Here is a 19,470-nt window from a genome sequence, read left to right on the forward strand (position 1 = left end):
GACGCCTAGTGCGTCCCTTTTATAACTATCGGTAAAGTCATTGCATCGAGGTATGCGATTTTTACCGTTTTAGCGCTAAAGCCTCGCCCGCTAAGGGGGAGAAGTTAGAGATTGGGTTGGTAGTCGACCTCAATCACTTCTCCATATTCAATCCCTTGCTCACGATAACCCACTAAGCTCTCAATCACATTAAAATGCGCGATAACCGCAATCGTATTGTAGTCTTGATAGGTGTCGAGCACAGATGTCACTCGGCGATATAACGCGGTCGCGGACTCATAACCTGCATTGGTCACTTCATTTCCATTGGCAAACAGTTCTCGGTACTCAATCCAGCGTCGATCGCGCTCAGAAAGAGGAATATAGCTCCCTTTGATATCCGCTTGCCACTCGCGGAGGTCATGCTCGACAAACAGTTCTTTTTGCAATTGCCGGTTGAGGATTTCTGCTGTTTGTAAGGCACGTGTGTAGGGTGAAGAGAGGATGATGTCTGCGTGTTGTAAACTCGGGTGATCGGCTAGCGATTGAATAGCGGGAATACATGCACGTTGGAGTGGTGCATAGTCTTTTTCCAGTTGGCTCATTTGGCGAGCGTCGGCCAAAGAGTAATCGGTTTTTCCGTGACGGACAAAGACGACTTTCATAGGGCTTCCTTTTCTGCGTCGACAGCGTCTGAAGCGCTGCTTCTTGAGTCGGTGACATTTTTATTATCCGGATAACGAGGCGAGACACCCGCTTGGCGGGTGGTCAACATATCGCTTACGAGGGTTGTAGCATACCGTCATCGGACTGTCATGACTCACCCGTGGGATTGAGAGGAGGGCGTGAGCAAGCTCGCTATTTTTCTCTGGTTTGATCTAATATTTTGGTGCGATCACGGCCTTCTTCTTTAGCTTGATATAGACGCTGATCAGCCATTTCGAGTAGGTATGAGTCCGTGGTTTCGCGAGTTGGGAGCGTAATAATGCCACCGATACTGACAGTGATTTTGTCACCATCTGGGTTTTTCTTGTGCTCGATATCAAGCTTGGCAATTTCAGCGCGAATGGTTTCGGCCAGCTGAGTTAACTTCGAGGCATAGCGCGTTGAGAGCGTGATCGCAAACTCCTCGCCCCCAAAGCGTGCCACGGAACCATGAAAGCGTTCCGTTTGTGTAAGCAGCACGCGCGCGATTTGGGTGAGAACGTCATCGCCTTTGAGGTGACCGTATTCATCGTTATACGCTTTAAAATGATCGACATCGATCATCATGACGGCGACAGGTAACCGGCTGGCGATGCCATGTTGGATATGGTTTTTGAGCTCACGTTTAAACGGTCTTCGATTACTTAACCGGGTGAGGTCATCGGTTTCTGCTTGTACTTTCAACTTTTCATTGGCGACAATCAGCTCTTCTTGTAGCTCTTCCATGGCGTAATGGTTTCGTTCACGGATCATCACTTCACTGATGGCGGTGGCGAAACGTTTTAAAAGCAATGTCTTATTGTTATCCCAGATGAAGGGTAGACGGCGATTTGCCACTGTAATCATACCAAAGCTTTTTCTACCGTCGGTTAGCGGAAAAGCGGCAAACGATAAAATATGCCGTTGGCGCAACCAAGAGCGCTCGTTAATTGCATTATCGCCGAGCTGGCCGACATGGGGAACGACCAGTGCGTCGGTATCAGCCAGCCACCGTTTTATCATGTGCATATCGCTTAAATCGACGGTCTGGGGGGCAAAATCAATCTCTTGTGGCCAGTAACAACGACGTTCAGCGCGGAATGCGTCAAAGGCATACCAGCCAATCGCCTCAACGCCGAGTAATGACGCCATATCGGGAAAAATTTTCTCTACGTCTTCAGTAATATATTGCGAGTCTGCACGTAAAAATTGAATTGAAATATCGGCCAGTAGAGAGCTAGCGTTTGATTGCCAATTGAGTGCTTTGGTGCGTTGCTCGACTTGCTCTTTCAATAAAGTTTGATGTTGACGAAGTTCACGCTCTGTCACGCGTTTTTGTAGAAAGTCGTCTCTGATACGCGATTGCATCGCATTGATTGAGCGAGACACTTTACCTATTTCGTCATTACGTTGAATCAACGAGAGCGGCACACTCGTTTGGTTGGCCTTGTCGGTTTGGTAGTAATCGAGCGTATTTGACAGCTGTTGGAGTGGGCGCGAGCACAGCCGGTGGATAACCCACAAAATCAGCAGAGTGATGATAAAGGTTTCAGTAAAATGGACGACAGCGACAGGCACGGCGCCTGTGAAGGCATCGCGTTTAATCGCACTGCGATCGAGCACAATGTTCAGGGTGCCAATATTGTTACCTTGAACGCTCAACAATGACTGATGATTGGCGTCACAGTCCTCACTGGTATTATTGACTTCAGTGATGTGTGTGCCATCAAAACCTTTTACCTCGACGCGACAAATGGTGGGGATCATCGACAATCCCTTTACACTGCGGCGCACAAGCTCTAAATCAACGACCCACAATGCATGGCTAATCACGCGAGCCGAGTTATGGCTCCGGCTCTCTACCAGTTGTGTGGTCGTAGCCAGTGTGCGCTGGTAGTTGATGTACATCTGCGTCAGTGTACTCCCTACCGCAAACAGTAAGCTAATCGCGAGCACAACGAAAGCGACGCGCGCTTGAAGACCGCGTAAGTTTACATCGCGTTTTATCACTTAGTTATCCATTTGAGTTGTGGTTGAATGACAATGGCTTTCAATCCCTTTCGCCATGTTCAAAAACGAGATTTGATCCCACGCCTGCTCGCGCAACTGTACGAAAAAAGCGGAGCCAGGTTCAATTAAGTGAAACAACTGTCCAGCGCATTGCGGTGGTAACGGCCAGCCTTTATCGTGAGCGTAAATGCGGCTCAATGCAAGGCCAGCGGCTTTAAAGTGCCCGCCCCCAAGGGCTGAAATGTCGCCTTTTTCTCGCAAAGAGAGCACGCGCTCGGAGGTATTGACCGTGGCAAAATAGATGTCATCGCCGGGCGTTTTTCCTGCTTGCCGCGCGGCTTTCATCGCGCCAAACGCCATATGATCGTTGGCCGTCCACACGTAGCGCACATTTGGGTAGCGTTGCAACAAGGTATGCATTTGCTCTTGGCTGATGGACTCATTCCACTGACCATGAACAACTTGATGTAAGGTAATGTCTGAGCGTTCAACGAAAAAGCGCTTGCCGCCCGCTTCGCGTTGGACGGATGCGGGGGTGGTAAGATCACCTGAAATCATGACGGCTTCGCCGGGCGCATTATCGCCTGCTTGCACCATGGCTTCGGCGATCGCATAGCCTATCGAATGATTGTTGGGAATAATGCTCGGCAGTAAGTATTGTTGCCAATGTGGGTCTTGGAAGAGCTTGGTTTTGGTCTGCTGATCGACATCATTCAAGATAAGTTGTACATAAATAGGATACTTTCTCAGTATAGGAAGTAGGTTTTTGGCCGCCAGCTTTTCATTCACGATGATAATGTAATCAGGGTGGGTCGGTTTACTCAACGTTGCGGCGAGTATTTGACGCACGGCAAAATGATTGCGATCGGCGTGGCGAATCGTTAGGTCAATATTTAATGCTGAGGCAGCGCTATTGGCATATTCATCCACGTCCTGCCAGAAGCTTTCCGTTGCATAACCGGGATTAATAAATAGTACACGGGGCTGAGCCTGTTCAGCATGAATGTGCGTACTGAACATCATGTATATAGAAACAACACACCACAAAATCAGTCTTCTACACATGTAGGGAAGGGTCCTCTCCATTGGCCACCTCTGTTAAGGATAGCGCATATGTATACGCTTGATTGCGGTAGGTTTATCATTGTCTGTAATTCGTTCAGATAGCCGCTGTTTGACACGTAAATTTTATTGGGCAAGAGAAAGCATATACGGCATCATAGTTATGTAGACTAGAGTGCCAGTCAATGGCGAACAAAATGATAACAATGCAATGAAATCTTACTACGATAAGAAGAAATTTAAGCGGCATTTTCCGATGGATTTTTATGGTGAGAGTGAAGGCTGGCAGTTTGCAGTGCGCGCCTTGTCTCCCACGCAAGTCTTATCGGCGAAAAGCTGGGTGGCGCGATTGAGCTGTCGTCGCCGAGACTTTCGGCTCGTTGATTTGGCGATTGACCGCTTCCACTTTTTGAGTGGCGGCGATGAGCAGATGCGTTTCACGGGCGTGGATTTGGGCACTAAAGTGAGTATTCGCCGGCAAGGGCAAATCGTCACTGTCGACGCCCTTAATCACCGCTATGGTGCTTTGACAGCAAACGTCCAGCCGTCAATTTCAACCGCGTGCATAGAGCCTGCGAGCAAGATCGTACTCTCTTAATAGGCGTCTCCTTGGCGGTTTGCATCAGTGCCATACTGAGAAAAAAGGTGGGAACTCATGACGTTTATTGTGATTATCGTGCTTAGCATTCTTGGTGGTTTGTTGGCGGGTGAGCACTTCCATTCTTATCTTCTTGGGCTGGGCGTCGCCAGTACAGCGGTGGGTGCTTGCTATTGGATCACGTTTCGTAGCAGTCATTACCCCCAGTTTGCACTGTTTTTGTTGTTGCTCGGGGTAGTCGCTAAGATTGCGGTGACGGCGGCGGGTGTACTGCTCGGGTTAAAACATGCGTTGATCACCTCGCCTTTGGTCTTTTCGCTTTCGTATTTGTTTTTCTTGTTCGCCTCGACCTATTGCTATTTTCGCTATCGTGAATATTGGCTCACGCGCTTGCGTCATAAAGACTTACAGTAACGGGCTCGGCGGTGTGTAGTGTGATCGTTAACGAGGGATGGTATTAGTGATGTATTCAACGAAGCGATTGACGCTGCGCGCATGGCAAGTGTCCGATTTGACCCCTTTTGCGGCACTCAATCAAGACCCCGATGTCATGCGCTATTTTCCCAGTGTGCTTTCACGCGCACAAAGCGATGCAATGGCGGCGCATATTCAATCCAAACTGGCGGATAATGGGTTCGGATTTTGGGCGGTAGAGCTGATGGAAACACGGGAATTCATTGGCTTTGTGGGGTTAAACCGTCCCACCTTCGATCTCGGCCATCAGCCGTTTGTTGAAATTGGCTGGCGTTTAGCGTCGCCACATTGGGGAAAAGGCTATGCCACTGAAGCGGCACAAAAAGCACTCGCCATCGGCTTTGAGGACGTTGAGCTTCCGGCAATTTATGCGTTTACCACCGAGAGTAATCTGCCCTCACAAGCAGTGATGAAAAAACTCGGGATGACGCCGGCTGCTCCCTTTACCTTTTTGCATCCTCATTTGGCAGCAGATCATCCGCTCGCAACGCATGTCTTATACGCGATATCGAAGCCCAGCTGGCAGGCAAACCATGCTAATTAATCGCCGGTACCTATCGTTCATTCTTTCCGTTTTTTGTTTGTTGTTTCCATTGGCGGGCACTGCGCAGCAAAGTACCTGTCATGGCACTACGTCGAATGGTCATTTAGCCAATGGGGTACAGTTGCCCAGTGACGGGGCGAATTTCATAGGCTACAGCTTGATTGCGCGTTGGGCGGGGCGAACCTATGTTCACTCCGCAGTGCGTGACATCATCGTGGCATCGTATCAGTCTTTGGAGGCGGAGCAGCCAGACAAAGTATATCAATATGCTGAAACGGGCTTTGAGTCAGGTGGTCAGTTCAAACCGCATAAAACCCATAGAAATGGCTTATCGGTTGATTTTATGACACCGGTCGTCGATGCCGAGGGGCGATCGGTTCATCTGCCGACTCATCTACTCAATAAATTTGGCTACAGCATTGAGTTTGATGGGAATGGTCAATACCAAGACAAGCACATTGATTACACCGCCATGGCCGCACACATAGTGGCGTTACACCGAGAAGCGACGCGTCGTGGCTATGATCTTTGGCGTGTTATCTTTGATCCAACTCTTCAGCCGGCACTGTACGATACCCCGTATGGGCAGTATTTAAAGCAACATATTCAGTTTTCAACGCGGCGGTCTTGGGTTCGCCATGATGAACATTATCACGTTGATTTTGCCGTGCCTTGCCAATAAGGGCAGAATAAAAACAAAAAGAAAAGACTGGGAGAAAGTGTGCACAAACTAGCGGATGACTTACACCAAAAGCTTTTTAATGAAGAAGATGCGCGTGCCTGTAAAGACATTGATGGCAGTGCGTGTCGTGAGGTTCCGGGCAATTTTTTCCGCATCATCGTTAGCCAAGGACTCACCAAAATTGGCGACGCGGTATCTAACCCGAAAATTGTCTTGCCAGCGCTTCTCACCGCAGTTGGCGCCCCCTTGGCGTTAATTGGCTTATTGGTGCCAATACGAGAGGCGGGCTCGTTAGTGCCTCAGTTGGGTATCGCCGGTTATGTCCGCCAATTTGCGGTACGTAAGTGGGCATGGGTGGCGGGCTCTGTCATTCAAGGGGCGTGTATCCTAGCAATGGCCATCGCAGCGTTACTTTTAACCGGTCAAGTAGCCGGCTGGAGCATTGTTGGCTTGCTGGTGGTATTTAGTCTGGCGCGAGGCTTGTGCTCGGTCGCTTCGAAAGATGTGTTAGGGAAAACCATTCCTAAGCCGCAACGAGGACGTTTGAATGGGTGGTCGTCAAGCTTGGCGGGGGCGGTGACGATTGCTGCCGGTGTCGGATTGTTCAGCGTCTCGGATCAACAGCATGTGTGGGTCTATTGTGCGTTACTGGCATTCGGCGCAGTGCTTTGGTGGATTGCCGCAGCGTTTTACAGCCAAGTGGATGAATACGAAGGGGCCACAGAAGGCGGAGCCAATGCGCTCACGCATGCACTGTCTAAACTGCGCTTGTTGGTGGATGATAGACGCCTACGCCACTTTGTGATCACCCGTTCACTGTTACTCTGTTCGGCCCTATCCGCGCCCTATTATGTGCTGTTAGCCAGTCAGCATAGCCAAGCGCTGGCGATCACCACCGCAAGCTTTGTCGCCATTAGCGGTATCGCAAGTTTGTTGTCGGCTCCTTTTTGGGGACTGTTTGCCGATCGATCTAGTCGCCAAGTGATGATAATGGCCGCTGTAGTGACGGCGATACTGGGGCTGGTGGTCGTGAGTATCAGTCATTGGTATCCCGCGCTGTTTTCTTTTGCGTGGGTACTGCCTGGCGTCTATTTTGTCCTGACCATTGCTCACGAGGGTGTGCGCCTTGGCCGTAAAACCTACATCGTGAATATGGCTGACGGCAATCAGCGCACCGATTATGTCTCAGTTAGCAATACTTTGATTGGCTTCATGCTCCTATTCATGGGCGGCGTCACGGCATGGTTGAGCCAGTGGGGGTTGATGGTGGTGATTGCGGTGTTATCGGCGCTTGGCTTGCTGGGGGCATTGATGGCGCGCGCCTTGCCTGAGGTGGAACGGTAAGCCGATTGTCCAGCAGCAAAAAGGCGCTGAAATATCAGCGCCTTTTTCGTTTGGTTTGACGAATCAAACTTTAAATTGGCTCACCAGACGTTTGAGCTCTTCGCCTGTCTGATTTAAGTCAGTCGCCGCTTGTGCCGAGTCATTACTGGCGTTGAGTAGTTGGCTCACAATGTCGCGAATCGATACCAGATTACGGTGAATGTCTTCGGTCACCGTGGTTTGCTCCGAGGCAGCCGAGGCGATATAGCTGGTCATGTCATTGATTTGTGTGATTGCATTACTTACCGAATCAATGCCGCTACCAATCTCGTTGGATGCCTCCGAGGTTTGCTGGCAGGTATCGTTACTTTGCTTCATTCCCTCAACAGCCTGATTGACGTATGACTGAAGTTCATCCAGCATTTCGCGAATTTCGTGAGTGCTCTTTTGCGTACGGCTTGCGAGGGTTCTCACTTCGTCAGCGACCACGGCAAAGCCGCGACCCTGTTCGCCTGCACGTGCGGCCTCAATGGCAGCGTTAAGTGCCAGCAAGTTGGTTTGTTCAGCAATATCGCCAATCACAGAAAGCACGCCAGTAATTTTATGGGACTGCTCATTCAGCGAATCCACATGTGTACTCGAGGTATTCATTTGCTCGACCAGCGCTTGCATCGAGGTGATCGAGAACTGAACTTTCTCTTGGGCGTGACGCGCATCGTCAGTAGCTGCACTGGTGGCATCAGCCACTTGGGTAGCATTCTGTGACACCTCTTGCGCAGCCGAGCTCATCTGGGTAACAGCGGTGACCACTTGCTCGGTCTCGTTATCGTGAGTCTGTAATTGCGTGGCAACCATCTGGGTTTGCTCGTCAATCGTACGTGCGGTGTGACTCACTTTTTCCGTGACATCCACCACGCTGCGGATGGTGGTTTGCAGCTTATCGATAAAGCGGTTGAATGCATCCCCAAGCTGAGCAATTTCGTCACTGCCTTTAATTTTCAGGCGCTGGGTCAGGTCGCCATCACCGTCGGCAATATCATTGAGGTTGTCCAGCATGTCTTTCACCGGCGTTGACATCCGTTGGGCAACAAAGGCGACGGCAACGAACGTAATGATCAGAATAAGAATACCCGCAATGACCATGCGCGCAGTTTGTGCCGCTAATGCTTCCTCTGCATTTTCACGGAAATCGGTAACGCGCGCCTCAATATCGTCAATGTACGCCCCAGTACCCAACATCCATTGGCCGTTATTGACCATATCGGCATAGCCAATCTTTTCGATCAGTTCATCGGTACCCGGTTTTTGATAGAGGTAGGTGAAGGTGCCATCACCGTTTTGCGCCGCTTCGAGTAGGCCCACGATAATTTTGTTGCCCTTGGGATCAGTAAGATTGATCAAGGACCGGCCTTCTAGCTCTGGCTTTAAGGCGTGGAATACGTTGTTGCCTTGTTTATCGTAGATGTAAAAATAGCCAGCCTTACCAAAGGTCACTTCGCGAAGTGCGTCTTTGACATTTTGCGTGGCATCGCCGCCCGCTTGCTGTGCGTTTTTTACTACAGTCGCGGCAATTTCAGTCGCTTCGCGCAGTTGCATTTTTCGCTCATCAATTAATTTGGTTCGAAAAGTGGCAATGTTCTCTTCGACCAGCTCTCGCTCGTAATAGGTAGTGATAAACAACGTAACGAGAATGGATAATACCAAAGGTACGATGGCAAGCACTAAGAGCTTTCCGCGCAGCATTAACTTCAACATACCGGATACCTTGTGTTAATTGTGGTTTCGATTTCGCTAAAGTATGGAAGACATTTTTTCCGTTTGCCGCGCAAAAAGCCCTTTTATTTGATGTGGATTGGGAAACACCTTGCAATCTTTCACATCTGTCTAACTCGTTATGCAAAAGAGATTGCGATAACTATCTGATTCATCACTGGTAAGTAAGTATAAGCCATTTTTTACTCACTCCTCTTACCTCTTTATCCCACAAGCAGGCCCAACGCACGCTTAACGTTCTGGCATGTTTGTTCTGTCTGTATACGCGCCTTTTTTTGCCCATCTTTTAGGACACCATACAAGTAATCAGGGGCGTTCATTAGTGCTTTTCGCCGTTCTCGAATGGGCGATATCAGGGAGATTAAGCTATCGGTCAGCACGTTTTTCACTGTCATATCCCCCAGACCTCCGCGCTGATAATGTGCTTTGAGTTCGGCGACGTGTTGAGCGTCAGGGTGGAAAGCGTCCAAATAGGTAAAAACGACATTGCCTTCAACTCGGCCGGGGTCTGAGACGCGTAGGTGTTGAGGGTCTGTGTACATGGATCGCACCGCGTCACGTATGGTGTCATTGTCATCGCTAAGATAGATGGCGTTACCCAAAGATTTTGACATCTTGCTTTTACCATCAACACCCGGCAAGCGCGATGCTTTGCTGGTAAGTGCACGACATTCGCGTAATACAGGCTCGCCGACAACGTGATTAAATTTGCGCACAATGTCGTTGGTTTGCTCGATCATAGGAAGTTGATCATCGCCTACTGGCACGAGGTTAGCGCCAAATGCGGTGATGTCGGCGGCTTGACTGATTGGGTAGGTTAAAAAACCGACGGGAACTTGCTGTCCAAACTGCTTGTCGTTGATTTCGTGTTTTACCGTGGGGTTGCGGACCAGTCGTGCGTAACTCACTAAATTACTATAAAACATGGTGAGTTCTGCGAGCGCAGGAAGTTGGGATTGCTGACAAATTGTGACCTTATCAGGGTCAAGCCCAACCGCGAGATAGTCTGCGACCAAGCCTAAAATATGCGTGGCGACGTGACTTGGTTGATGGCCATTGTCGGTTAATCCCTGCATATCTGCGACCAGAATGGTTTGAGCACATTGTCCTTGTAACGCAAGTCGTTGGCTAAGTGAGCCACTGTAATGACCAAGATGTAAGCGGCCAGTGGCGCGATCGCCGGTCAGAATAACGTCGTTTTTGTCGATAGCGTTTTTGTCGATAGAGTAGGGGGTGTGCATTGGTGTCTCCTTGAGGATAAAAGCCGACGGAGACAGGGAAGTTGAAAACGATTCATTGACTGCCTACCGGCGGCCAATGAATACCCAGACTCAATGGCACGCTAAAGCGCGCGCCACCACTGGGTGCGAAAAATCAATAGAGTGTGTGTATCAAATACCGTTTTCATAGTGGTTTAAACTATCAGTCTTATGAGTACGACACAAGACTCACATACTGACTATTTTGTTGGTTTATCCGCGGGTTAAAAAGCCGTAAGGTAAAGCAAAGTCAGTGAAATCGAGGGAGTGATGAAACTAAACGCAGACATGGGTGAAAGCTTTGGTGCGTGGTCGATGGGGATGGATAGCGCGCTAATGCCGTGGATTGATATGGCCAATATCGCGTGTGGTTTTCATGCCTCAGATCCTGATGTAATGGCGGCCACGGTGGCACTCGCAGTAAAGCACAATGTGAGTATTGGTGCTCATCCCGGCTACGCTGATAAGCAGGGCTTTGGCCGTCGTCATATTGATCATACCCCAGCACAAATTAGTCACCTCGTTCGCTATCAAATAGGTGCGCTACAAGGGATCTGTGCACGCTTTAATGCGAGCCTTGATTATGTGAAGCCCCATGGTGCGCTGTATAACACCATGATGGTGGACAATGATTGCTTTGAAGCGGTATTGGTTGCGGTGGCTGACACGCTGCCCAATACACCATTAATGGTGCTGGCACTGCCGGATAACCGTCAGCATCGCCAGCTAGCCCAACAAGTCGGTGTGCCGCTGATTTTTGAGGCCTTTGCTGATAGAGCCTATCTGGCGTCAGGGCAATTAGCGCCGCGCGGCCAACCGGGCGCGGTGTTAGATGACGCTAACGCGATGATTGCGCAGGTGTTGCAGCTATCTCAACATGGCACGGTGACAACCCTTGAGGGGCAAACGCTCACCCTATCGCCGGATACGGTGTGTGTGCATGGAGATAATCCACAATCGGTCGAGGCGATAAAACAACTCAGAAAGGCCTTAACACCATGACACTCAAGGTTGAGCAGGTCAGTGAAACCACGGTAATGATCCGGTTGGGCAATACAATCGATCTTGCCTTAGTCCCACAGTTATCTGCGCTGTGTGAGCGAATCCGCCAACACTTTGGCCGTGGTGTGGTTGAATTAATTCCTGCCTACACCAGCGTTCTGGTAGAAGTGAATGTTCGCTTGCTTCCGCCAGAAAAGTTGAAAACGTGGGTGATGAACCAAGGCGAATCACTGCGAGTCACCGACGACGCCGTGGGCGGAAAACACGTGACGTTGCCGGTGTATTATCACCCTTCGGTTGGGCCCGATTTAGCTGCGGTCGCCGAGTTTGCTGGCGTGAGTGAGCAAGAGGTGATTGCGCGACACAGCCAACAAACTTACACCGTCTGTGCGATTGGTTTCGCGCCTGGCTTTGCCTTTCTTGCGTCGGTGGATGAGACGATAGCCATGCCGCGGCATACCACGCCTCGCCATCAGATCCCCGCCGGCAGTGTGGGCATTGCACAACAGCAAACCGCGGTGTATCCGGCGGCGTCGCCCGCAGGCTGGCAAATTATTGGCAACTGTCCCAAGGTGCTATTCAATCCCCGTCAATCGCCCATGATGCCGTTTGATGTAGGTGATACCGTCCGTTTTGAGCCAATGTCAGAGTCTGATTACCGCGCGGCAGGAGGTCAATGGTGGCAGGATTAACGGTGCTCGACCCCGGCGTATTGAGCTTGGTGCAAGATACAGGTCGTTACGGGGTGGGCCAGCTTGGCTTAAGCCAAGGCGGGCCGGTCGATTGCCACGCATTTGCTTGGGCGAATTATTTACTCGATAATCCCGCCAATACACCTCTGGTCGAGATAACCATGGGTCAGGCACGTTTTCGTGCTGATCACGCCATGTCGATCGCTATCACCGGTGCAGACATGCAACCTTGTATCAATGGTCAGCGCGTGGGTATGTGGCAGACGTTAACGCTAAATACGGGTGATGAACTAAGTTTACGCTACGCGCGCCGTGGCTTGCGCGCCTATCTCGCGGTGCGTGGCGGATTGGCGGTAGATGGCGCATTTGGCAGTGCCGCGACGGTGATGCGCAATCAACTCGGCGGCCTGCATTCCGGATTAGGCGAACAGGCGGGAGGCATGGCGTTCACCAAAGGAGAGGTGTTGCCTTGTCGACCGCATGCGCTGTTGCCGAGGGTGCGCGGTGTGCCGACACGATTTATTCCTGACTACAACGCCCTGACCCCACTGGCGCTTGTGCCGGGGTATCAATTTGATAGCTTCAGCTCCGAGGCGCTAACGGCATTTTTTGAGGGCGAATACACGGTCGATCAGCACAGTGATCGTATGGGCGTGCGCCTCAATGGACCGAGCGTCGTGAGCAAGCAACCGGGCATTGTTTCCGAAGGCATTGCGCTCGGGGCCGTGCAAGTGCCCCCGGATGGTCAGCCGATTGTGTTGCTCAACGATCGGCAAACACTCGGTGGTTATCCTAAGCTTGGCTGTTTAACCCGTGCCAGCTTGAGCATGTTGGCGCAAACGCGACCGGGTCAGGCCGTGCGTTTTTATCCAGCGCGGCTGGCGGATGCATCGGCGCAATGGCAAGAGTTTGTGCAGTTTTTTGACTGGATATAGCCTGCAGAAAATGGATAGATGAGCCTCTGGAAGACAGAGGCTCATAAACGGATAGGCTTTAACGTGCAAGCGACGGACTAGCGGAAACGGCTGATTTGCTCGAGGGCTTTTTCCATTTGTGCAAAGTCAGGTGACGCGTTTTCTATGGGTCGGTTGGTGTTATCCATGTATTGATATTGCCCCCCCGCACCCACTTCTAAAATAGTGTCATCGGTCACTAAGGCATAGCCGCTGTAGTTTGACGATAACACCCAATCTTGGCCGGGGTTTGGTGCAAGTAAGTCATGACCAATCGCATAGCTGGCTGGATCGGACGTTACGCCTAAATAGTGCTTCATCAGGGTGGGCGCGACATCTTGGTGGCTGGTGAGTTGTTTGCCGGTATCGACCTGTTTTGCCTCGATGCCGGGGCCTATCAGCGCGAACGGCACGTGAATTTGTGGGTCAGTAAAGTTACTGTTATGACCCCAATAATTCAGCTGGTTATCATTCATTTCTTGGCCGTGATCGCCAGTGAGAACCAGCAGAGTATTGTCGAACTCCCCGCTTTGTTTCAGCTCTTCAACCACTTGGGCTACCAAACTATCAACGTAACGCACGCTGGTCTTGTAGCGATTGAAAAACGGCGTCGGATCTGTCTCGTTATTTAGCTTGAGATAGTTAACTTCGTCCAACATCGGCTGATACTTGGGCGTAAAGTTCGCAGGAAAATCATAGCCATGTGGCGCATCGTAAAACAAAAACGAGAAAGTGGGACGATTGGGGTCACGCTTTTGGTGCCAACGGATCCAATCTTGGGTGAGATCTGCGTCTAGCTCGGCGGGAGAGTCGCCCTCAGAGCCGTTACGTAAATCGGACACCTTGGCAAACACGGTTTGGTTGAATTCCGGCTTTTCCAATTGCGCGGCGGTAAATATACCCAATTGATAATCGAGCGCCTGCAGGCGGTCTATCAGTACCGGTGATTGCTGATTGGCAAGAAAACTGTGCCAATAGGTGCCAGGCATGCCATAAAACAGGCCAAAAATGCCGGTACGGGTGGCGTTCCCCGTCGCAAGGTGATGTGAATAGGTACGGCCATTTTGTGCCAGTGCCCAAAGGTGAGGGGTGTTGTCGGCGTTGAAGGTATCCGCGCGCCATGAGTCAACCACCAAAAACATGATGTTCACCGGCTGCTCAACCTCGGTCGTGCTCAGCGGCGAAAGGGGATAGTTCAGGTCGGCTTCGCGATCTACATCCATCGCCTTTTGGCGCGCTAGAGCTTTTTCATCAATCCAGCCGTTTTTGCGCATCATACTGTTGGCGGTGGCTGGATAGAAAAGTGGCAAATAACGTTTCACCGTTGTCACGGGTTGGTACGCATAGGCAGCGGCCCAAATATGAATCCCGTGGGTGGCAAGCAAGGTAAGAAACGTGAGCAGAGCAAATTTTTTGCCGACTTTGTGCTGGGAAGAAAACCGTGTCCGCGACAACGCAGCCAGTAGCCCCCATTGCGCGGCGAGGCAGGCCATCACGCCACCGATGACCATCAGCCAAGTAATGAGCGGGAAGCTGACAATCTGCCCGGCGAGGATCAAATCTAGCACCATGGCATTAATATGGAATCGGTACTGGGCAAACACGATGGTATCGATGAAAAGCGTGATCACACCCACCGAGGCAATCAAGGCGAGCAACGGTTGGCGCACCTTGGTTGGCAGCAATAGCAGTGGCAGTGTTACTAAGCCAACAATGGCGGCAAGTAAGGCCATTTGGCTAAAGGTACTGACCACGATAAAGGTGATGCCAAGTGGCTCAGTGGGAAAGCTAGGTAGAAACGCAAAGTAGCGGCTGGCTATTGCCATCAACACCAGGGCGTTAATGGCGATGAACCAGCTGTGTGTTTGAAGTCGCGATTTAAAAGACATGATTTCTCATCACAGTTAAGTTAATCAATCGGCAACATAATGGACGCGTTGCCGGGTTGTATGACGACATGTGTCATTGAATAAGTGGGGCGCCAAAGTGATGCCATAAGGTGGTAATCCAGACCACACCCGCTAAAAGCAAACTGACAAACACCGCCGCAGAGCCGATGTCCTTTGCTCTGCCGCTGAGCTCATGGCGCTCTTCACCCACTCTGTCGACCACGGCTTCAATGGCGGAGTTAAGCAGCTCGACGATGATGACTAACACAATGACACTGAACATTATCAGAGAATCAGTCAACGGTAATTGCAGCCAAAGTAATACGGCTAACGCCGTTGCCAATAATACAACTTCTTGACGGATCGCCGCTTCATGGTGATATGCCGCTTTTAATCCAGCCCAAGAATAGCCAGTGGCTTTAATGATACGTATCAGCCCTCGCGGCTTTTCTGAGGGGGATGTATTAGCGCCCATAAATACATTCTCGTAACAATTTGATCGATAGGGTGGCATTTTACATTTAACCGAGCCAACTGCATAATCGGCGCGATAACTTAATTGGAATTTGTTATGCCTCTGTTTACTGACGCCCCACGCTCCCTGTGTTTTTTGCGCCTATCTGCGATTGGCGATGTCTGTCACGCGGTCGCGGCGATCCAAGCCGTGCAGCGTCATTGGCCGCAGACGCAGATCACTTGGGTGGTTGGTAAAGTCGAAGCCCAGCTTTTGGCCGGGCTGGAAGGGGTGGAGCTGGTGGTGTTTGATAAAAAAGCAGGCTTGGCAGGCATGCGTCACGTCTGGCGGCAGCTGAAAGGACGCCGGTTTGATGCGTTAGTGCATATGCAACTTGCTTTGCGTGCCAGTTTATTGACTATGGGGATCGGCGCGCGCTATCGCGTAGGGTTTCATCGTCACCGAGCGAAAGAGGGACAGTGGCTGTTTACCAATAAACGGATCCTCGATACCCAATCTTGCCATGTGTTAGATAGCTTTTTCGCCTTCACTCAATATTTGGGCGTGCCGGTTACGCCGCCGCAGTGGAATTTGCCACTTTCTGAGGATGACCACGCGTTTGCTGAAGCGCAACTGGGTGACAAGCCTACTATCGTGATCAGTCCAGCCGCGAGCAAAGATGAGCGCAACTGGCTACCAGAGCGTTATGCTGAATTTGCCGACTACGCGGTCGGTAAAGGTTATCAGGTGGTACTCTGTGGTTCGCCGGCTGCGCGTGAAAAAACGCTGGCTGCGCGTATTATTGCCGCTGCTAACGTGCCACTGGCTAACTTGGTGGGACAAACAAGTCTCAAGCAATTGGCCGCGGTGCTCGCACGCGCCGATGCGGTGCTTGCCCCCGACTCTGGCCCCGCGCACATGGCGACCACCCAAGGCACGTCTGTCTTAGGCCTTTATGGCCATAGCAACCCGAAGCGAACCGGCCCTTATAACAATCTCGCGGATGTGGTCAGTGTTTATGAAACCTTTGCTGAACAGCAACATGGAAAGCCCGTTGAGCAATTGGCATGGAGCACGCGGGTGAAAGGCGATCACGTGATGGCCTCCATTGGCACTCAGCAGGTGATCGACGCCTTTGAAACCATGATGGCGAAGCAATAAAAAAGGCCCCGTGGGGCCTTTGTGGTAGCGATGCTAGTACTAGCTGGCGAGTTGGCGCAGCACATAATGGAGAATGCCGCCGTGGCGGTAGTAATCCCACTCGACCGCGGTGTCGATGCGGACGTTGACGTCAAACTCAATGGTTTTATCATCCCGAACCGCACGTACCTTGAGGGTAGAGGGTTCGCCGCTGATCTCCTCAAAATCGAACGTTTCCGTGCCATCCAACTCGAGTGACTCGACGGAATCGCCGTCTTTAAATTGCAACGGCAACACACCAAAGCCCACTAAGTTAGAGCGGTGAATACGTTCAAAGCTTTCAGCAATGACTGCTTTAATCCCCAGCAGGTTAGTGCCTTTGGCTGCCCAGTCACGGCTCGACCCTGTCCCGTACTCTTTGCCGGCCAAGACCACCAATGGGGTGCCATCTTGTTGATAGCGTTGGGCCGCCTCATAGATGCTCATTTGCTCATTGGTGGGTAGATAGGTGGTCATGCCGCCCTCGGTGCCCGGTGCCATATGGTTTTTTAAACGCACGTTGGCAAAGGTGCCGCGCACCATGACTTCGTGGTTACCACGGCGGGAGCCATAGCTGTTGAAATCTTTCGGCTCAACCCCTTTGGATTTCAAATACTCGCCCGCTGGACTATCCGGTTTAATCGCCCCTGCAGGTGATATATGGTCAGTCGTAATAGAGTCGCCCACTTTCACCACACAGCGTGCGCCCTTGATGGGTTTCATCTCGGGGAGCGCCATGGTCATGCCATCAAAGTACGTTGGTTTTTTAACGTAGGTGGAGTCAGGCCATGAGTAAATCTCATCTTCAGGGACTGGCAGTTTCCGCCAAGCGTCTGTACCGGCAAATACATCCGAATATTTGTCTTGGTACAGCCCCTCCGTCATCGCTGATTGGATGGTTTGCGCGACTTCCTGTGGCGTTGGCCAGATGTCTCTGAGGTAGACCGGCTTGCCGCTTTCATCTTGTCCTAATGGCTCCTTAAGGACATCCACATTCATATTACCTGCCAGTGCGTAGGCCACGACAAGTGGTGGTGAGGCTAAATAGTTGGCTTTCACATCTTGGTGAATACGGCCTTCAAAGTTACGGTTACCGGACAGTACGCTAGTCACCAATAAGTCGCCGGCGCGAATGGCTTCAGTGATAGGCTCTGGTAATGGCCCTGAGTTACCAATACAGGTAGTGCAGCCAAAGCCGACGATGTTAAAGCCAAGCTCAGCCAGAGGCTCGAGTAACCCCACATTCTCTAAATAGGCAGGGACAACTTGTGATCCTGGCGCAAGCGAGGTTTTCACCCACGGTTTTGTTTTTAAGCCAAGCTCGCGTGCTTTTTTTGCCACCAGCCCAGCGGCAACAAGTACGGCCGGGTTTGAGGTGTTGGTGCAGGAAGTGATTGCCGCGATGACGACGGCGCCGTTTTCAAGCGTAAACGTCTCTCCCTTATACTTAACTTGAGTATCACCTTGTTCGCGCACACTGGGATTATCGACCGCAGTTTGTCCACCTTCACTGGCAAAACTGGCGATCAAGTTATTTGCTGCCGCTTGTTCTTTTTCCAACAGCTGATCGAATTGGGTTTTGGCATCGGTTAATGCAATTCTATCCTGTGGACGTTTGGGACCCGCCAGGCTTGGTACCACATCACCCAGATCGAGATGGAGCGTGTCACTATAATCAGCAACGGGTGCATCGTCATCACGCCACAAGCCTTGTGCTTTAGCGTAGGTTTCGACCAGCGTGATTTGCTCATCGGTGCGTCCTGTCAGGCGCATGTAGCTAAGCGTTTCTTCATCAATCGGGAAGATGCCACAGGTTGCACCATACTCTGGCGCCATATTGGCAATGGTTGCGCGGTCAGCCAGCGGCAATTTAGCGAGGCCCGGGCCATAAAACTCAACAAATTTACCCACCACGCCGCGCTCACGTAGCATTTGGGTGACGGTAAGTACGAGATCTGTTGCCGTGGCAGACGCAGGCAGCTCACCTTTGAGCTCAAAACCGACCACTTCAGGAATTAGCATGGTAATAGGCTGGCCGAGCATCGCCGCTTCCGCTTCGATACCGCCTACCCCCCAACCCAGCACACCCAAGCCGTTAATCATGGTGGTGTGCGAGTCAGTGCCCACGAGCGTGTCTGGCATGGCTAACTTGTTGTCGCCGTGCTCTTCCACCAATACACCGGGTGCTAAAAACTCGAGGTTCACTTGGTGTACGATCCCAGTGCCAGGTGGTACGACGCGGAAATTGGAGAAGGCTTGTTGACCCCAGCGCAAAAATTGGTAGCGCTCGCTGTTGCGCTCGAACTCAATCTCAGTGTTTTTCTGCAAGGAATCAGGGTTGCCATAATCATCGACCATCACTGAGTGGTCAATGACAAGATCAACCGCACCAAGCGGGTTGATTTTAGCTGGGTCACCTTTAAGCTCTCGCATCGCGGCACGCATGGCTGCTAGATCCACCACGGCAGGTACGCCGGTGAAGTCTTGAAGTACGACGCGAGCGGGGGTGAAGTTCACCTGATCTTGTCCTGCTTTATCAGCTTGCCACTGGCAAAGTGTGCGAATGTCATCGGCAGAAACATTCTTACCATCTTCTTTGCGTAGTAAGTTCTCTAGCAGGACTTTTAGGCAGTAAGGTAATCGATGAATGTTGAACGTCTCAGACAGTGCGTCCAATCGGTAGTAGTCGTAGGTTTCACCATTGACGTGTAGGGTTCGTCGGGTATTGAAACTATCTGGATGTTGAGATGGGTTGCTCACGGATGCCTCCCCTTGTCCGTTATTGTGAATAAGAGAGGCGACCTTACCTCGAAGGCCGTCGCCTCGCTCGGGGGATTGCTTGATTTTACCGCACTATTGTAAATGGGGTTTTGATGAAGTTAAAGCATCGTTATCACGGTATTTCCAATCACT

Annotated in this window: 17 protein-coding genes; 9 read left to right on the forward strand and 8 right to left on the reverse strand. The window is 51.1% G+C overall.

Translation table 11 applies throughout. The annotated features are described in order from the left end of the window. Positions 1–104: 104 nt before the first annotated feature. From BZG20_RS14625 to BZG20_RS14635, 3 genes are all read right to left on the reverse strand, one after another. On the reverse strand, positions 105–644 hold the full coding sequence (locus BZG20_RS14625) for a histidine phosphatase family protein (protein WP_077579465.1): 540 nt from the start codon (positions 642–644) through the stop codon (positions 105–107). Positions 645–837: 193 nt separating this feature from the next. Further along, a complete protein-coding gene (locus BZG20_RS14630; protein ID WP_077579466.1) occupies positions 838–2,673 on the reverse strand; it encodes a GGDEF domain-containing protein in 1,836 nt (611 codons plus the stop codon). Further along, a complete protein-coding gene (locus BZG20_RS14635; protein ID WP_158010047.1) occupies positions 2,674–3,696 on the reverse strand; it encodes an ABC transporter substrate-binding protein in 1,023 nt (340 codons plus the stop codon). It lies immediately after the preceding gene. Between the two features lie 250 nt (positions 3,697–3,946). Here BZG20_RS14635 and BZG20_RS14640 point away from each other — a divergent pair, with 250 nt between their 5' ends. Genes BZG20_RS14640 through BZG20_RS14660 form a run of 5 tightly spaced genes read left to right on the forward strand, consistent with a single transcriptional unit; the run spans position 3,947 to position 7,377 of the window. After that, positions 3,947–4,333: a hypothetical protein gene (locus tag BZG20_RS14640; protein ID WP_052708091.1), complete on the forward strand. Its 387-nt coding sequence runs from the start codon at positions 3,947–3,949 to the stop codon at positions 4,331–4,333. A 57-nt stretch (positions 4,334–4,390) separates the two neighbouring features. Further along, entirely contained in the window at positions 4,391–4,747 is a 357-nt protein-coding gene (locus BZG20_RS14645; RefSeq protein WP_046075510.1) for a hypothetical protein, read from the forward strand. Positions 4,748–4,796: 49 nt separating this feature from the next. Next, a complete protein-coding gene (locus BZG20_RS14650) occupies positions 4,797–5,351 on the forward strand; it encodes a GNAT family N-acetyltransferase (RefSeq protein ID WP_198531502.1) in 555 nt (184 codons plus the stop codon). Beyond that, complete coding sequence (locus BZG20_RS14655; RefSeq protein ID WP_077579469.1) at positions 5,341–6,033, forward strand: penicillin-insensitive murein endopeptidase; 693 nt, start codon at positions 5,341–5,343, stop codon at positions 6,031–6,033. Before BZG20_RS14650 ends, BZG20_RS14655 begins: the two co-directional genes overlap by 11 nt. A gap of 39 nt (positions 6,034–6,072) precedes the next feature. Further along, positions 6,073–7,377, forward strand: coding sequence for an MFS transporter (locus tag BZG20_RS14660; RefSeq protein WP_077579470.1), 1,305 nt, complete (start codon positions 6,073–6,075; stop codon positions 7,375–7,377). Positions 7,378–7,440: 63 nt separating this feature from the next. Here the strand turns inward: BZG20_RS14660 and BZG20_RS14665 are convergent, their stop codons facing one another. Both BZG20_RS14665 and trpS read right to left on the reverse strand, forming a co-directional pair. Then, the gene (locus tag BZG20_RS14665; RefSeq protein ID WP_077579471.1) at positions 7,441–9,111 is read right to left on the reverse strand and encodes a methyl-accepting chemotaxis protein; all 1,671 of its coding nucleotides are present in this window, start codon (positions 9,109–9,111) and stop codon (positions 7,441–7,443) included. 221 nt (positions 9,112–9,332) lie between these two features. Further along, positions 9,333–10,370 carry a tryptophan--tRNA ligase gene (gene trpS, locus BZG20_RS14670; protein WP_077579472.1) on the reverse strand — a complete coding sequence of 346 codons (1,038 nt, stop codon included), beginning with the start codon at positions 10,368–10,370 and terminating at the stop codon, positions 9,333–9,335. A 276-nt stretch (positions 10,371–10,646) separates the two neighbouring features. On the opposite strand from trpS, the gene BZG20_RS14675 reads away from it, so the two are divergent. From BZG20_RS14675 to BZG20_RS14685, 3 genes are read left to right on the forward strand one after another with little or no spacing between them, the layout of a single operon-like run. Further along, on the forward strand, positions 10,647–11,390 hold the full coding sequence (locus BZG20_RS14675) for a 5-oxoprolinase subunit PxpA (protein ID WP_108743430.1): 744 nt from the start codon (positions 10,647–10,649) through the stop codon (positions 11,388–11,390). Continuing rightward, a complete protein-coding gene (gene pxpB, locus BZG20_RS14680; RefSeq protein ID WP_077579474.1) occupies positions 11,387–12,082 on the forward strand; it encodes a 5-oxoprolinase subunit PxpB in 696 nt (231 codons plus the stop codon). The genes BZG20_RS14675 and pxpB overlap by 4 nt, the downstream gene beginning before the upstream one ends. Next, entirely contained in the window at positions 12,067–13,017 is a 951-nt protein-coding gene (locus tag BZG20_RS14685) for a biotin-dependent carboxyltransferase family protein (protein WP_077579475.1), read from the forward strand. The genes pxpB and BZG20_RS14685 overlap by 16 nt, the downstream gene beginning before the upstream one ends. 77 nt (positions 13,018–13,094) lie before the next feature. Here BZG20_RS14685 and BZG20_RS14690 read toward each other — a convergent pair whose 3' ends face one another. Both BZG20_RS14690 and BZG20_RS14695 read right to left on the reverse strand, forming a co-directional pair. Continuing rightward, positions 13,095–14,924: a DUF3413 domain-containing protein gene (locus BZG20_RS14690; protein ID WP_077579476.1), complete on the reverse strand. Its 1,830-nt coding sequence runs from the start codon at positions 14,922–14,924 to the stop codon at positions 13,095–13,097. A 73-nt stretch (positions 14,925–14,997) separates the two neighbouring features. After that, positions 14,998–15,399 (reverse strand): diacylglycerol kinase, encoded by a 402-nt coding sequence (locus BZG20_RS14695; RefSeq protein ID WP_077579477.1) that lies wholly within the window; start codon positions 15,397–15,399, stop codon positions 14,998–15,000. Positions 15,400–15,495: 96 nt separating this feature from the next. Between BZG20_RS14695 and BZG20_RS14700 the strand changes: the two genes are divergently transcribed. Then, complete coding sequence (locus BZG20_RS14700; RefSeq protein WP_077579478.1) at positions 15,496–16,539, forward strand: glycosyltransferase family 9 protein; 1,044 nt, start codon at positions 15,496–15,498, stop codon at positions 16,537–16,539. 39 nt (positions 16,540–16,578) lie between these two features. Here BZG20_RS14700 and acnA read toward each other — a convergent pair whose 3' ends face one another. Further along, a complete protein-coding gene (acnA, locus tag BZG20_RS14705; protein WP_077579479.1) occupies positions 16,579–19,317 on the reverse strand; it encodes an aconitate hydratase AcnA in 2,739 nt (912 codons plus the stop codon). Positions 19,318–19,470: the final 153 nt, after the last annotated feature.

The sequence above is a fragment of the Salinivibrio sp. IB868 genome (assembly GCF_001995655.1).
In the GTDB taxonomy this organism is placed as follows: Bacteria; Pseudomonadota; Gammaproteobacteria; order Enterobacterales; family Vibrionaceae; genus Salinivibrio; species Salinivibrio siamensis.

Coding starts and splice junctions, on each gene's coding strand:
- BZG20_RS14625 (WP_077579465.1), bottom strand. CDS start 644: ATGAAAGTCGTCTTTGTCCGTCACGGAAAAACCGATTACTCTTTGGCC.
- BZG20_RS14635 (WP_158010047.1), bottom strand. CDS start 3,696: ATGATGTTCAGTACGCACATTCATGCTGAACAGGCTCAGCCCCGTGTA.
- BZG20_RS14640 (WP_052708091.1), top strand. CDS start 3,947: ATGAAATCTTACTACGATAAGAAGAAATTTAAGCGGCATTTTCCGATG.
- BZG20_RS14645 (WP_046075510.1), top strand. CDS start 4,391: ATGACGTTTATTGTGATTATCGTGCTTAGCATTCTTGGTGGTTTGTTG.
- BZG20_RS14650 (WP_198531502.1), top strand. CDS start 4,797: ATGTATTCAACGAAGCGATTGACGCTGCGCGCATGGCAAGTGTCCGAT.
- BZG20_RS14655 (WP_077579469.1), top strand. CDS start 5,341: ATGCTAATTAATCGCCGGTACCTATCGTTCATTCTTTCCGTTTTTTGT.
- BZG20_RS14665 (WP_077579471.1), bottom strand. CDS start 9,111: ATGTTGAAGTTAATGCTGCGCGGAAAGCTCTTAGTGCTTGCCATCGTA.
- trpS (WP_077579472.1), bottom strand. CDS start 10,370: ATGCACACCCCCTACTCTATCGACAAAAACGCTATCGACAAAAACGAC.
- pxpB (WP_077579474.1), top strand. CDS start 11,387: ATGACACTCAAGGTTGAGCAGGTCAGTGAAACCACGGTAATGATCCGG.
- BZG20_RS14685 (WP_077579475.1), top strand. CDS start 12,067: ATGGTGGCAGGATTAACGGTGCTCGACCCCGGCGTATTGAGCTTGGTG.
- BZG20_RS14690 (WP_077579476.1), bottom strand. CDS start 14,924: ATGTCTTTTAAATCGCGACTTCAAACACACAGCTGGTTCATCGCCATT.
- BZG20_RS14695 (WP_077579477.1), bottom strand. CDS start 15,399: ATGGGCGCTAATACATCCCCCTCAGAAAAGCCGCGAGGGCTGATACGT.
- BZG20_RS14700 (WP_077579478.1), top strand. CDS start 15,496: ATGCCTCTGTTTACTGACGCCCCACGCTCCCTGTGTTTTTTGCGCCTA.